At 50.5% G+C, this 13,855-nt stretch carries 10 protein-coding genes; 5 read left to right on the forward strand and 5 right to left on the reverse strand.

Annotated elements, in window-relative coordinates; genetic code table 11:
• Positions 1-99: 99 nt before the first annotated feature.
• Positions 100-1,578 (reverse strand): proline--tRNA ligase, encoded by a 1,479-nt coding sequence (gene proS, locus TH61_RS04490; protein WP_066506370.1) that lies wholly within the window; start codon positions 1,576-1,578, stop codon positions 100-102.
• 212 nt (positions 1,579-1,790) lie between these two features.
• Between proS and TH61_RS04495 the strand changes: the two genes are divergently transcribed.
• On the forward strand, positions 1,791-2,873 hold the full coding sequence (locus TH61_RS04495; protein ID WP_066506372.1) for a hypothetical protein: 1,083 nt from the start codon (positions 1,791-1,793) through the stop codon (positions 2,871-2,873).
• Between the two features lie 21 nt (positions 2,874-2,894).
• A complete protein-coding gene (locus TH61_RS04500; protein WP_066506376.1) occupies positions 2,895-4,391 on the forward strand; it encodes an OmpP1/FadL family transporter in 1,497 nt (498 codons plus the stop codon).
• 110 nt (positions 4,392-4,501) lie between these two features.
• Here TH61_RS04500 and lpdA read toward each other — a convergent pair whose 3' ends face one another.
• The 4 genes from lpdA to TH61_RS04520 all read right to left on the reverse strand — a co-directional run bounded on the left by lpdA (position 4,502) and on the right by TH61_RS04520 (position 12,334).
• Positions 4,502-5,905 (reverse strand): dihydrolipoyl dehydrogenase, encoded by a 1,404-nt coding sequence (gene lpdA, locus TH61_RS04505; protein ID WP_066506379.1) that lies wholly within the window; start codon positions 5,903-5,905, stop codon positions 4,502-4,504.
• 106 nt (positions 5,906-6,011) lie between these two features.
• Positions 6,012-7,649 (reverse strand): 2-oxoglutarate dehydrogenase complex dihydrolipoyllysine-residue succinyltransferase, encoded by a 1,638-nt coding sequence (gene odhB, locus TH61_RS04510; RefSeq protein WP_066506382.1) that lies wholly within the window; start codon positions 7,647-7,649, stop codon positions 6,012-6,014.
• Between the two features lie 88 nt (positions 7,650-7,737).
• Positions 7,738-10,491 carry a 2-oxoglutarate dehydrogenase E1 component gene (locus tag TH61_RS04515; RefSeq protein WP_066506390.1) on the reverse strand — a complete coding sequence of 918 codons (2,754 nt, stop codon included), beginning with the start codon at positions 10,489-10,491 and terminating at the stop codon, positions 7,738-7,740.
• Between the two features lie 238 nt (positions 10,492-10,729).
• Complete coding sequence (locus TH61_RS04520) at positions 10,730-12,334, reverse strand: hypothetical protein (protein WP_066506392.1); 1,605 nt, start codon at positions 12,332-12,334, stop codon at positions 10,730-10,732.
• A gap of 194 nt (positions 12,335-12,528) precedes the next feature.
• On the opposite strand from TH61_RS04520, the gene TH61_RS04525 reads away from it, so the two are divergent.
• The 3 genes from TH61_RS04525 to TH61_RS04535 all read left to right on the forward strand — a co-directional run bounded on the left by TH61_RS04525 (position 12,529) and on the right by TH61_RS04535 (position 13,843).
• A complete protein-coding gene (locus TH61_RS04525) occupies positions 12,529-12,801 on the forward strand; it encodes a hypothetical protein (RefSeq protein WP_066506393.1) in 273 nt (90 codons plus the stop codon).
• A 115-nt stretch (positions 12,802-12,916) separates the two neighbouring features.
• Positions 12,917-13,183, forward strand: coding sequence for a hypothetical protein (locus TH61_RS04530; protein ID WP_066506395.1), 267 nt, complete (start codon positions 12,917-12,919; stop codon positions 13,181-13,183).
• Between the two features lie 174 nt (positions 13,184-13,357).
• Positions 13,358-13,843, forward strand: coding sequence for a very short patch repair endonuclease (locus tag TH61_RS04535; RefSeq protein ID WP_066506397.1), 486 nt, complete (start codon positions 13,358-13,360; stop codon positions 13,841-13,843).
• Positions 13,844-13,855: the final 12 nt, after the last annotated feature.

The following is a 13,855-nucleotide window of genomic DNA, read 5'->3' on the forward strand; positions in this document are numbered from 1 at the left end:
CCTAAAAACGAAAAGCGGAAGTTGTTTGCACAACTTCCGCTTTTCTATCAAATAGAGAAGGCATTTTCACATCTCCTCATTTACAAATCTTCACATCACTTAGTAGGCTCTGGCAAAGTACACGCGTCTGCTGGAAGGTTTGCCCGTCACCATGTCAACGCCTTCTTCCTCTGGCGTGTCCAAAGCGATGCAACGAATGGTGGCTTTGGTTTCTTCCTTGATGCGCTCCTCGGTCTCAGGTGTGCCGTCCCAGTGCGCTAGGATGAAGCCTGGCTTCTCGTCTAGCAAGCGCTTGAACTCATCATAAGAATCTACCTTGGTGGTGTTAGCCTCTCTAAAGTCAAAGGCGCGCTGGTAGATGTTGGCTTGGATCTCATCTAACAAAGCTGGAATCAAATTCACCAAGTCATCAAACTGTTGCGAGGTTTTCTCTTTGGTATCACGGCGGGCCACTTCGGCGGTGCCGTTCTCCAGGTCACGCCCCCCGATGGCGATACGTACCGGCACGCCTTTCAATTCCCACTCGGCAAACTTAAATCCGGGACGCTCCGTGTCACGGTCGTCAAACTTCACAGAGATGCCTTTGGCTTCCAGTTGTTTTTTCAGGGCCAAGACTTTCTCAGAAATCTGGGCCAGTTGCTCTTCGCCTTTGTAGATTGGCACAATCACCACTTGGATAGGCGCCAACTTTGGAGGCAATACCAAACCTTCGTCATCTGAGTGGGCCATTACCAAGGCTCCCATCAAGCGGGTACTCACCCCCCAAGAGGTTCCCCATACGTATTCCAAGCCGCCTTCTTTGGTGGCATATTTCACATCAAACGCTTGCGCGAAGTTCTGCCCTAAAAAGTGAGAGGTGCCGGCCTGCAAGGCTTTTCCGTCTTGCATCAAGCCTTCAATGCAATAGGTATCCAAGGCCCCCGCAAAGCGCTCATTTGGGGTTTTTTTGCCGCGTACCACTGGCAGAGCCAAGAAATTCTCCGCAAAATCAGCGTACACGTGTAGCATGCGTTCGGTTTCTTCTACGGCTTCTTGGGCGGTGGCGTGGGCGGTATGGCCTTCTTGCCACAGGAACTCAGCGGTGCGCAAGAACAGGCGCGTACGCATTTCCCAGCGCACTACGTTCGCCCATTGATTAATGAGCAACGGCAAGTCGCGGTAGCTTTGAATCCAGCCTTTGTAGGTGCTCCAGATGATGGCCTCTGAGGTAGGACGAACAATCAGCTCCTCTTCTAGTTTAGCATTTGGATCTACGCGCAGTTTGCCCGGTTTGTCAGGGTCGTTTTGCAGGCGGTAGTGGGTGACTACGGCGCACTCTTTGGCAAAGCCTTCGGCGTTCTGCTCTTCGGCCTCAAACAAACTTTTAGGCACAAACAGCGGGAAATAGGCGTTGGAGTGCCCGGTCGCTTTGAACATATCATCCAAGACCCGCTGCATTTTCTCCCAGATGGCGTAGCCGTACGGTTTAATGACCATACAGCCGCGCACGGCCGAGTTTTCTGCCAGTCCGGCCCGTTTTACCAACTCATTGTACCACAGGGAATAATCCTCACTGCGCTTAGGCAACCCTTTGCTCATTTTATGTATCTTTACTGAAGTGAATTATAGAACGAATCTTGTATAATTCGGCATAGAATTTGCTTATTTTCTAGAGCCTACTCATACCTTTTCGGCTCAAAAATACGTTAATATATTATAATAGAAACGTTGGCGAACCGGATACTAGTGATACTTGGCTCCTGTGTTTGAATAAAGCGTCCTTACCCAACTACTCTTTTACCTGTACTATAATGAACCACTTTACAAATAAAGTCCTGTTGCTACCTCTGCTGGGTTTCTTGGTGGCGGGCTGTAGCACATCCTCTAACTTGCAGACAAGTGAGACAGATGATGTTTATTTTTCGTCCAAAGACAAAGTCACCTACGTGGAGCCCACGTATGAGCAGCGTTCAGAAGATGCTGGCCAGTACCAGAGTTCTTCTGAGGACATCACGGAACGGGTAAGCGACCCAGAGACCTACCAAGACGACCGCCGTTCCCGTAGGAGCGACGACCCCTACCAGTATTCATATTACGACGCGCCGTTTGGCAACCCCTATTACGCTTATTCCCCTTACTATTCTCCTGCCAGGTATTACTCCCGCGCGGCTATGTATGACCCGTGGTATGATCCATTCTACGACCCGTTCTACAGACCTGTGGTTATGTATGATCCCTTCTGGCCGCGCCCAATGTACAGCGGGGTGATGATTTCTATTGGCTTAGGCTGGAGAAACCCTTGGGGCTATGGCTACGGATACAACCCCTATAGATATGGCTATGGGTATAATTCTTACCGCTATGGTGGCTACTATGACGGTTATTACAGAGGAGATGTGTATGCTCGCAAAGTAAACTATGGCCCGCGCCATGACAGAGCTTCTAGCGTGGGCGTGGGCTCAGCGTCCAGAACAGGATCACGAGATAGCAGAAATTCAGTTTCTACTTCTGGCACCAGAAATTCCCGTACGGCGCCAGACGGCGTGATTAGACCTTCACGCAGTTCTGACGGAACAGCCTACCCAACCCGTAGACGCACAGATTCTAACCCAGACCGAGTGGAAGGCACGCAACAGAACTCCAACTCACGCTCTACTGAGGGCCAAAGCGCACCGCCGGCAAGACGCCGCCGAGACACGCCAGAAACCGCCAGCCAAGGGCAGAGTCAGCCGCGGGTGCAGCCACGTACGTCTTATGAGCCGTCACGTACTTCTGAACCCTCTCGTTCAACCTATGAACCATCCCGTTCTAGCTCTTCTTCCTCTTCCTCAGGAAGCAGTGGCAGCAGCAGCTCTGGTTCAAGCTCAGGGTCTTCTAGAAGAGGCCGAAACTAATTTTCACTCCCAATCTAAAACATGAAAAAATATAGCATCCTTCTGGCCTGCCTGGCATTGCTAGGCAGTGCTGGAGAGGGCTTTGCCCAGAACGAGGCAGACGTCCTTAGATACTCCCGCACAGATTTTGGTGGCACTGCCCGTACGTTAGGTCTTAGCGGCGCCAGTGTAGCCCTTGGCGGCGATGCCGGCACCTTTCTCTCTAACCCTGCTGGTTTAGGCTTGTTTAGACGGTCAGAAGTGACGGTGTCTGCGGGTTTGAATTTCAATGAGGCCAACAGCACGGTGTATGGCACTTCAGCCGTAGATTCCCGCAATAACCTGAATGTTCCTCAGCTGGCCATCGTCATTTCTAGACGCAAGGCAGATGACGAGGAAGGCGATTGGCGCTCTGGTTCTTTTGGCGTGGGCTATACCCGGTTGAATAACTTTAACCAGCGTACCGTTTACGCAGGCACCAGCCCGGCCACGGCTTTGAAGTTTGGTGAGTATGCCGCCCAATTGGCCAATAGAAATGGACTAAGCCCCAACGGCAATCCTGTTACGTTACAAGATCTAGCTTTTGACACGTATCTAATTGATGAGGATGATGCGGGGTTTTTCTCTCCTAACTTAAACAATGAGAACCCTTTCTCAGAAACCATACAAACCAGCGGTTCTCAAAACCAATTTGACTTGTCTTACGGGGCTAGCTTTAGAGACAAGCTTTTCTTAGGGGCCTCTGTGGGCATTACGTCCATCCGGTATAAGCGTGTAAGAACCTATTCAGAACAAGACCCCGCTACAGATATCACAGATCTTACCTTGCGTGATGAATTACTCACAGAAGGCTCTGGGGTGATGTTGAAAGCTGGTGCTATTTACAGACCAAATGATGCCGTACGGTTTGGGGTGTCTGTGCAGACACCTACGTGGTACACCCTAAGAGACAGTTACAACACCAGCTTAGAGGTGAACTTTAGAAATGAGCCTTCTGCTGGCGTAGGGGTCAACCAGTTTGCCTATACAGACCCGGGGGAGTTTGAATACAATTTAACCACTCCTTTTAGAGCAAGCGCTGGAACAGCCGTATTCATTGGAAAGAATGGATTCATCACTGCTGACGTGGAGTACGTTGACTATTCAAATGGCCGATTGAGCGCAGATGACTACTCTTACCGTGATGAGAATGCCACTACCAAATCTGTGTACAATAGTGCCCTTAACTACCGCATTGGTGCCGAAGGACGGTTTGATGTCTTTAGGGTAAGAGCCGGCTACGGGTTATATGGCGATCCTTTTGATGATGAGGACGTGGACCAGTCTAAAACTTTCTTAACAGGTGGCGTGGGCATTAAGCAGAATAACTACTTCTTAGATGCAGCCTTGGTGTATAGCAAATACAAGAGCCTCTACTCTCCTTTCACCAACGCTGAGATTAATGACGCCAATTCTGAGTATTATAACTTGACTACTCCCCTAGTGACCACAGATAACAAAAATACCAGCTTTGTGGTAACCTTCGGTTGGAATTTCTAAGCACCGTTTTTGGCCTGTTTCTTGGAAAACAGGCCAAAAACGAATACAAAAGAGAAGGCCTCTCCTGAATGTTCAGGAGAGGCCTTCTATATTTAGTGCTTAGTATGAAATTAAATATGAATAGCTCTGTTTTCTGTAGCAGCTAAACAGGCTTCTTTCATGGCCTCGGTGTAGGTTGGGTGGGCATGGCTCATGCGGGCGATGTCCTCAGCTGACGCTCTGAACTCCATGGCGACTACGGCCTCAGCAATCATATCAGCGGCGCGAGGCCCAATCATGTGCACACCCAGAATCTCATCTGTCTGCGCATCTGCCAATACCTTCACAAACCCATCGGTATCCATAGACGCTTTGGCGCGGCCAGAGGCTTTGAACGGGAAAGATCCTGCTTTGTAGGCACGACCCTGCTCTTTCAATTGTTCCTCATTAAGACCAACTCCGGCTACTTCTGGCCACGTGTAGACTACACCCGGTATCAGGTTATAGTTGATGTGCGGCTTCTGACCGACAATCTGCTCGGCTACTAGCACGCCTTCTTCTTCGGCTTTGTGCGCCAGCATCGCTCCGCGTACCACGTCGCCTATGGCATAGATGCCCGGTACGTTGGTTTGCAGGTGGTCGTCTACGGCAATCATGCCGCGCTCGGCTAGCTGAACGCCGGCGTTCTCTAGGCCCAGGCCTTCGGTGTACGGCTTACGGCCCACAGACACCAAGCAGTAGTCGCCTTCCATGGTAATGGTTTCGCCTTTAGGGGTTTCTGCGGTTACTTTTACCACATCGCCTTCTACCTGCGCACCCGTCACTTTATGCCCGAAGAAGAATTGGAAGCCCAAGGTCTTCTTTAAGACGCGCTGTAACTCTTTGCCCAAGGCACGGTCCATGGTAGGAATTAATGCATCTGTGTATTCTACCACAGACACTTTAGCACCCAGACGCGCATAAACAGAGCCCAGTTCCAGGCCAATCACGCCGCCGCCGATCACTACCATGTGCTTTGGCACCTCTTTCAAAGTCAAGGCCTCGGTAGATGTGATGATGCGGTTCTTGTCGATAGGCAGGAATGGCAGGCTCACCGGCTTAGAACCTGTGGCGATAATGGTCTTATCGGTTTCTAGCTGCTGTTCGGCGCCGTCCTGACCTGTAATTTTGATGGTGTTTTTGTTCACGAAAGAGCCAAGACCGTTGTACACGTCAATCTTGTTCTTCTTCATGAGGTAGGCAATACCGTCGTTGTTGGACTTAATCACGCCGCTTTTGCGGGTAATCATCTGCTCCAGGTTCACCTGCAGGTTCTCCAGCTCAATCCCGTGCTCTTTGAAGGTATGCGCGGCGTTGTGGAAGTGCTCAGAGGAATCCAGCAAAGCCTTAGATGGAATACAGCCCACGTTCAAGCAAGTACCACCCAAAACCGAATATTTCTCAATGATGGCTGTTTTCAGACCCAACTGTGCGCACCGCACGGCGGCTACATAACCACCCGGACCCGAACCAATGACCGTTACATCGTATTTCATGCTCTTATCTTTTTATGTAAAGAAAGGCCCCGCATCCACTTGTATAAGCAGTACGGAGCCTTTCGTTTTTAACCTATTTTTATAGAAAACACGCCTAAAACGGAAATTAAACTCCTAATAGCAAACGCATTGGGTCTTCCAGCAATTCCTTTACTCTAACTAGGAAGCTAACCGACTCACGACCATCAATGATGCGGTGGTCATACGATAGCGCTAAATACATCATCGGACGGATTTCCACTTGGTTATTGATGGCTACTGGGCGGTTCACGATGTTGTGCATACCCAAAATAGCCGATTGTGGTGCGTTGATGATAGGCGTTGACATCATAGACCCGAACACACCACCATTAGTGATGGTGAAGGTACCACCAGTCATCTCGTCAATGCCCAGTTTGTTCTCACGCGCACGCTTAGCTAGACGCACTACTTCTTTCTCAATACCGTCCAAGCTGAGGCCTTCAGCGTTACGGATAACCGGAACTACCAAGCCTTTAGGCGCAGACACGGCAATGGAAATGTCGCAGAAGTCATTGAAGATCATCTCGCCGCCGTCAATCTGAGCATTTACCGCTGGCCACTCTTTCAAGGCTACAGTACACGCCTTGATGAAGAAGGACATGAAGCCCAGACCAACTTCGTGTTTCTCTTTGAACGTCTCTTTGTATTTAGCTCTGATGTCCATGATCGGTTTCATGTCAACCTCATTGAAGGTAGTCAACATGGCCGTCTCATTCTTCACCAACACCAATCTACGGGCGACTGTTTTGCGCAAGGAGCTCATTTTCTCTCGGCGTGAGTTTCTTGAACCCGCCACCGCTGGTGCCTGAGCTTGGGAAGTTGCTGCTGGAGCAGAAGCAGCCGTTGGCTGAGCGGCTGGAGTTGCCGGACGAGCCTGAGCGTTCTGTGCGTCTGCTTTGGTGATGCGTCCGTCACGGCCAGAACCGCTTACATCAGATGCTGAGATGCCTTTTTCAGAAAGGATTTTCCCGGCCGCTGGAGATGGTGTGCCGCTGGCATAGGTAGAAGCACCGCCTGCTGGGGCAGAAGCCGCTTGGGCTGGCTGCGCCGCAGGAGCACTTGCTTTTGGTGCCGAGGCACCAGAACCAGCGCCTACCTCAATGCGGCAGATAGTAGCACCAATCTCAACAGTTTCGCCTTCCTGGGCCACAATACGCAACACGCCGGCGGCCTCAGCGGGTAGTTCAAACGTAGCTTTGTCAGATTCCAGTTCGCATAGCACTTCGTCCATGTTCACTTGGTCACCATCGGCTTTCAACCATTTGGCAATAGTCACCTCGGTGATAGACTCGCCTACGGTTGGGATTTTGATATCAATGGTCTGACCGGTACCAGTTGCGCTACCGCCTTCCATAGGTTGGTTTTGGGCATCGCGGCTGGGTACTTGCTCGGCTAGAGTGGTGCTCTGTGGGTCAGAAACGGTTTTAGATTCTACCATTCCTTCTTGCGTAGTGGCAGCGGCTGGCTTAGGGGCTGAGGCACCGGCGCCAGAACCTTCAATCACGCAGATAACCGCACCAACCGGAATGGTATCTCCTTCTTGTGCTTGGATACGAAGCACTCCGGCAGCTTCGGCGGGCAGTTCAAAGGTGGCCTTGTCTGACTCCAGCTCACAGATGATTTCATCCATGGCTACCTGGTCACCGTCTTGCTTTAACCATTTGGCAACGGTTACCTCGGTGATGGATTCACCGACTACCGGCACTTTCACTTCTAATGACATATCTTTTTGATTAAGATTAACTTAATACGCTTCCGTTTTTGGGCTATTTCCTGAAAAGTAGCACAAAAACGGAAGCTTTCTTTCTTAATTATATTGCAAATGCTTTTTCAACTATGGCGCGTTGCTCTTTCTGGTGCACCTTGTTGTACCCAGTGGCCGGCGATGAGCTTGATTTACGTGAAACCACGTCTACCACCTCATTGCGCATCACGCTCAAGATGTACGTCCAGGCACCCATATTATATGGCTCTTCCTGTACCCAGTATACTTGGGCGTTCGGGTATTTGGCCAGCTCAGCCTGCAACTGCACTTTAGGGAACGGATGCAACTGCTCCAAACGGATAATGGCCACGTCTGTACGACCTGTTTTTTGTTGTTCTTCCAACAGGTCATAGTACACCTTGCCAGAGCACAGCAACACTTTGGTCACCGCGGCAGCGTCTACAAAACCGTCGCCAATCACTTCCTGGAACGAGCCTTGCGTGAAGTCTTCAATAGGAGACATCACCGCTTGGTGACGCAGCATAGACTTAGGCGACATATGGATACACGGCTTCCTAAACGGCGTAGCCAACTGGCGGCGCAGCATATGGAAGAAGTTAGCCGGCGTGGTACAGGCGGTCACGTACATGTTGTACTCAGCGGCTAACTGCAAGAAGCGCTCTGGGCGGGCGTTGGAGTGCTCCGGACCCTGGCCCTCATAGCCATGCGGCAGCAGCATCACTACGCCGTTCATACGCTGCCACTTAGACTCTGTGGAAGAGATGAACTGGTCAATCATGACCTGCGCGCCGTTGGCGAAATCCCCGAACTGGGCTTCCCAAATCACCAAGGCATTGGGGTTGGCCATCGCGTAGCCAAACTCATACCCTAGCACGCCATACTCAGAAAGCAGGGAGTTGTAGATATGCAGTTGTTGTTGGCCTTCGGCAATGTGGTTTAAGTTGGTATAAGCAGCGCTGGTGTTGGCATCATGCAACACCGCATGACGGTGCGAGAACGTACCGCGTTGCACGTCCTGTCCAGACATACGCACAATCTTTCCTTCTAGCAAGATAGACCCGTAAGCCAATAGTTCAGCAGAGGCCCAGTTCAAAGAGCGGGCATTGAAGAACATGTCTTGGCGCTCTTTGGTCAATTTCTCAATCTGCTTGAGCGGTTTGAAGTTTTCTGGAAGCGTAGTTAAGGCTTTTCCTACTTGCTCAATGGCTTCGATGGAAATACCGGTCTCAGGCGACTGGTCAAAATCCTCTGGCGTGGAGCGGCGAAGCTCTTGCCATTCTTTCTCCAGGTTCTGGTAGTTGTACGGCAATGGCTTCTGCTTGACCATGTCCAGACGGTCTTGCAGCATGTTCCTGAACTGCTTGTCCATCTCTTCGGCTACCTGTGCGTCTACATCACCACGGCTCACCAAGGTTTTGTTGTAAATCTCGCGCGGGTTCTGGTGCTTAGAAATCAGGTTGTATAGCTGCGGCTGGGTGAACTTAGGCTCATCTGCCTCATTGTGTCCATGGCGGCGGTAGCACACCATATCAATGAAGATGTCGTTCTTGAATTTCTGACGATACTCAGTAGCCAGGCGTACGGCAAATACCACGGCTTCTGGGTCGTCCCCGTTCACGTGCAATACTGGCGCGTCTACTACCTTGGCTAGGTCTGTGCTGTAGATAGAAGAACGGGCGTCCTCAAAGTCAGTGGTGAAACCCACCTGGTTGTTAATCACGAAATGCACCGTACCACCAGTGCCGTAGCCTTCCAGCTGGGCCATCTGGATAAGCTCATAGCCAATGCCTTGACCAGCTACGGCCGCATCACCGTGTATTAAGATAGGAAGAATTTTGCTGGAGTCTTTGCCATACATGGTATCAATCTTGGCCCGTACAAAGCCTTCTACCACTGGGTTCACCGCCTCTAAGTGCGAGGGGTTGGGAGCCAGTTTCAAGTTCACTTTGTGGCCAGACGGCGTCTCTACCTCACTAGAGTAACCCATGTGGTATTTCACGTCTCCGTCGCCCATGGTCAAGTCTGGAACAGCCGTTCCCTCAAACTCAGAGAAAATCTGCTCATAGGTTTTGCCCATGATGTTGGCGAGCACGTTCAAACGCCCGCGGTGCGCCATGCCAATCACCACTTCCTGCACGCCCAGTTCGGCGCCTTTGTCAATGATGGCATCCAAGGCTGGGATGGTGGTCTCGCCACCCTCTAGAGAGAAGCGCTTCTGCCCTAAGAACTTAGTATGCAAGAAGTTCTCAAAGACAACAGCTTCGTTCAGCTTAGAAAGGATGCGCTTTTTGTATTCTATGGATGGGTTGAATGCCAGAGACTCTTTCTCCACCTTGGTCTTGAACCACTCCAGTACCTCTGGGTCCCGGATGTACATGAACTCAAACCCGATGGTGCGCTCATAGATAGTTTGCAAGGCGTTGATAATGTCACGCAGTTTGGCATTGCCTAAGCCAAGCTCGGCCCCAGATTGGAAAGACGTATCTAAGTCAGCCTCAGAAAGTCCAAACTCTTGAATGTCTAATCTGGCTTTTCTGTCTTTTCTTGGGCGTACCGGATTGGTTTTGGCTCTTAGGTGCGCGCGGGAACGGTACGCATGTATTAGGTTGCGAACCTGAATTTCTTTGTCTACCGCCGTGGCAGAGGCACCGGCAGGTTGACCTTGCGTGGTCGCTGGGGCAGATGTTCCGTTTTCTCCCGGATAATTGTCAGAGAACTCGTAGCCTTCAAAAAACTTTCGCCATCCAAACTCAACTGATTCTGGATCCTGCTGGAACTGCTTATAGAGCTCATCTATATAAGTCCCGTGGGCATTAGCGATATAAGAGTATTTATCCATAAGTGTTTATTCTTCTTTACTCGACAATGCCAAAGTAAAGAAAGGTTTTTAAAGTGATGTCCCTTTTATTCGCATAAGCAAATATAAGTGATTATCAAATGATAGGCAGCCATACTCTATAAGTAAGGCAGAATGGAAAGAAGAGCAACAATTCTTTACGGAATACTCCAAAAAAAGATGAATCAGTAAATATGGAGCCTTATTATATAATTGCTTAGACTATTAAAATAGCCCAAACTTACTTGTCCCAAAATCTGACCAAGGAGATAACTTTATCTTCTTTTAACTGCACCTCTGTTTCTGCGCTTTTCTGGATTTGTACATTCTCCTTCGCGTCAATGACAATGGTCTTTTTGCGCCAACCTTGCACGGAGGACTTGTCTAGGACCTGGTCCTTGCCTTTGCCTCCATACACATAAACCGTAGACCCTACCAATACGTCTCCCCTAATATCAAACACATCATCACCGTCTAAACCATGTAGATGGATTTGGCTGGTTTCATTGGCAAAGAAGGTCCTGCTGTAGTTTCTGCCTATATTAACGCCGTTCTCATTTATCTTATACACCTCTACCACGGTTTTGCCCTGCGCCAGACGCTGCACCAAAAACCGTTCTGCCCCATCTGACCCAGCTACTATGACCTCTTTGGCTAAGATATGGTAATACTGATCGGCGGCCTTGGCTAGCTGTTGGCGTCTACTCCTTAAAATATCATATGTCTGCCGTCCTACCAGATCATATACGGCCGGTGGGAGCCTATGCACCGCATCCTGCAACACGGAGTCAGTCAAAGCCATCTGAATTTCTCGTGCTATCCTTCTAAAGTCGGCCAGAGACACTTCAGACAAGGCCCGGGCGTCTAGGAAAGAAGCATTGATGGTAAGACCATAAACATCCTTGAACGTGGGGTGAAACGACTCAAACTTACGTGCGGCAAACTTACGGGTAGCCACCCAGGGCAACACGCCGTCATCATACCAGCAAAGCGCCTGGTCACGATCTTTGGGAATGGGCTTGTACCACGTCTCCGTGCCTTGCTTATATTCGGCCCAGTCCCACTGCCCTTCATGCCGGTCCCAGTCGCTCAAAAGCAAGTCCAGGAGGCGCGCGCGGGCAAAGGCCCATTGGTCAATCTTGTGGTGCGTGTCTTGGAAGCGGCGCTGCAGCACCACCTCTGTGCCCACCAAATCTCTGGCCGGGCCAAACTTCTTGGTCAAGGAGGCTTTTGAGGTAAACTTCTCCTCTATTAAAAATAACCGGTTGCTGAACAGATGGGAATGCTGCCTGAAATCTTTGTCTGAGGGCAACACAAACACCAGCTTGGGCGAAGGATGGAACACCCCGATGGCCTCGGCTAGGGGTGCCACCACCAAAGCGGCGTATGGATTGGTAGCCGACACCTGATCCCGCACAAAACTACCCACAAACGTCTTCCGCCAGAATGGAGACAATACACTGATGGGGTCTTTGTCCAGGGACCGAAGCGCCCATTTATGGCCGGCGGTGTCTGTGAGGGTGAGGCTGGTGGTTTGCATACCGCCGCCAAGTTTCTCCATGCGCAAGCCCCCGCCAATCTTGTCCATATGGAAGACCTCGGCTTTGACGGGAGTGGCCCAGACCGCGCGGTAATGCTTGCCCAGGAAGAATTCTCCTATTGCACTGATCTGGTAATGCGCGCCGGCACTAGCCATGACGCTGTCTGGGGTGTTGAGCAGATGCCGGTTCTCCCCGAAGAAATCACCTGACTGGTCTAGGCTGGAGGCGGGATGACCAGGAAAGAAGTACCTGGCCACCCCAAACAGGAAGATGAATAGTACTAGGGCCAGAAAAAGCTTCTTCATGGTAAAAAACGCAAACTTAGTTGAACCGCTTTACCTTAAAAACCCCTTAAAGGTTAGCAGAAGCACAGGACGTTTTTGGCTTCTTTTTCTGAAAACAGCCGAAAAACACTACCTTTAACCAAGGGACGCCAAGACCAACCTTCGGGCAAAATCCTGCGTTTACAATGTTCCATCCACTATAAAAAACTGAAACTATGGCAAATAGCGCTACTTACACCGGCATCACTCCTGAGTTATACAACAACCTGCGCAGCAAACTAGGCGCCGCCGGCATTGAATTGGAAGGCACCTCTGGAAGAGTGTCTAAACAAGGCGTGACCGCAGACTATGCCTACCAAGAGGGAGACCAGACCTTGCAAATCAACAACGTGGCAGTGAGCTTTCCGGCCAGCATGATGTTTAGCCCAGACAAAATCATTGAGAAAATCAACGAAGCCGTGCGTTCTGCCGGTGGCCAAGTGGCATAATCTGATTTTTGCTTGACCTAAGGCGCACTCTTTGCGTATAAACATCCCGGCCCGTGTCCATTCCTTGGACCACGGGCCGGGATTCCTTTTTTCATGCTAATTCAGAACTACCACTATGGAACAATCAACTAACACTTCTACTGCCCTGGTGCAGCCTAAGGACCTGGCGCGTACCGTTGAGTCTATCTTAAATGTCTACCAAGGGAAACATGACGTATTGCCAGAACTCTTGGCAGACGCCGGTAAATTACTTTTGAGAACCAGACAAAAAATGACACCTGTCCAGATGATTCTGGCCGTGGCTGCGGTAGCCATTGGCGCCATTGCCCTGGTAAGCTACACGGGCCATCAGTTTGCTGACGCCGAGGAAGTGCACGACTAACATTACTTATCATTTTTCAAAAAGAAAGGCCCCGCAGAGTGACTGCGGGGCCTTTCTTTTTTTAGCCTACTTTCTAGAAAACAGGCCAAAAATGAGGTAGGATGAATGAAATTTCAACGGAAACCTGGCACTCTCCAGAGACAAACGGCGTTTACCAATTGACCGCTTAGTAGTATGCAGAAGCTCCGCAAAAAGAAAAAGAAATACAGCCTTTCGTCTGCCCCGCCCTTAACGGCGCAGGAGCGCGTGAGCAAAAACATGCGGGCTAACAAAAGCAAGAATACCCAGCCTGAGGTCACCTTACGAAAAGCCTTGTGGCAGGCAGGTCTGCGTGGCTACAGGCTGCACTGGAAGAAAGCCCCCGGCAAACCAGACATCTGCTACCCCGGCCGCCGATTGGCCATTTACGTGCACGGCTGCTTCTGGCACCGCTGTCCGCACTGCCAGCCCTCCTTACCCAAATCCAACACGGCCTTCTGGCAGGATAAATTTGAGCGCAACCAAGCAAGGGATCTGAAGCACCGCGCCCAGCTAAAAGCTGCCAACTGGCAGGTCCTTGTTATTTGGGAATGCCAGCTGCAGCAAGACTTAGCCGGTTGTCTGTTTGCGATCAAAGCCCTGCATGAAGGCGCACCGGACAGTTACTCTTGGGCGGCGTAGCCGAAAACCAAC

Origin of the sequence: Rufibacter sp. DG15C (assembly GCF_001577755.1) — a bacterium.
Classification (GTDB): domain Bacteria; phylum Bacteroidota; class Bacteroidia; order Cytophagales; family Hymenobacteraceae; genus Nibribacter.

Coding starts and splice junctions, on each gene's coding strand:
- TH61_RS04495 (WP_066506372.1), top strand. CDS start 1,791: ATGAACCACTTTACAAATAAAGTCCTGTTGCTACCTCTGCTGGGTTTC.
- TH61_RS04515 (WP_066506390.1), bottom strand. CDS start 10,491: ATGGATAAATACTCTTATATCGCTAATGCCCACGGGACTTATATAGAT.
- TH61_RS04530 (WP_066506395.1), top strand. CDS start 12,917: ATGGAACAATCAACTAACACTTCTACTGCCCTGGTGCAGCCTAAGGAC.
- TH61_RS04525 (WP_066506393.1), top strand. CDS start 12,529: ATGGCAAATAGCGCTACTTACACCGGCATCACTCCTGAGTTATACAAC.
- TH61_RS04520 (WP_066506392.1), bottom strand. CDS start 12,334: ATGAAGAAGCTTTTTCTGGCCCTAGTACTATTCATCTTCCTGTTTGGG.
- TH61_RS04500 (WP_066506376.1), top strand. CDS start 2,895: ATGAAAAAATATAGCATCCTTCTGGCCTGCCTGGCATTGCTAGGCAGT.
- proS (WP_066506370.1), bottom strand. CDS start 1,578: ATGAGCAAAGGGTTGCCTAAGCGCAGTGAGGATTATTCCCTGTGGTAC.
- lpdA (WP_066506379.1), bottom strand. CDS start 5,905: ATGAAATACGATGTAACGGTCATTGGTTCGGGTCCGGGTGGTTATGTA.
- TH61_RS04535 (WP_066506397.1), top strand. CDS start 13,358: ATGCAGAAGCTCCGCAAAAAGAAAAAGAAATACAGCCTTTCGTCTGCC.
- odhB (WP_066506382.1), bottom strand. CDS start 7,649: ATGTCATTAGAAGTGAAAGTGCCGGTAGTCGGTGAATCCATCACCGAG.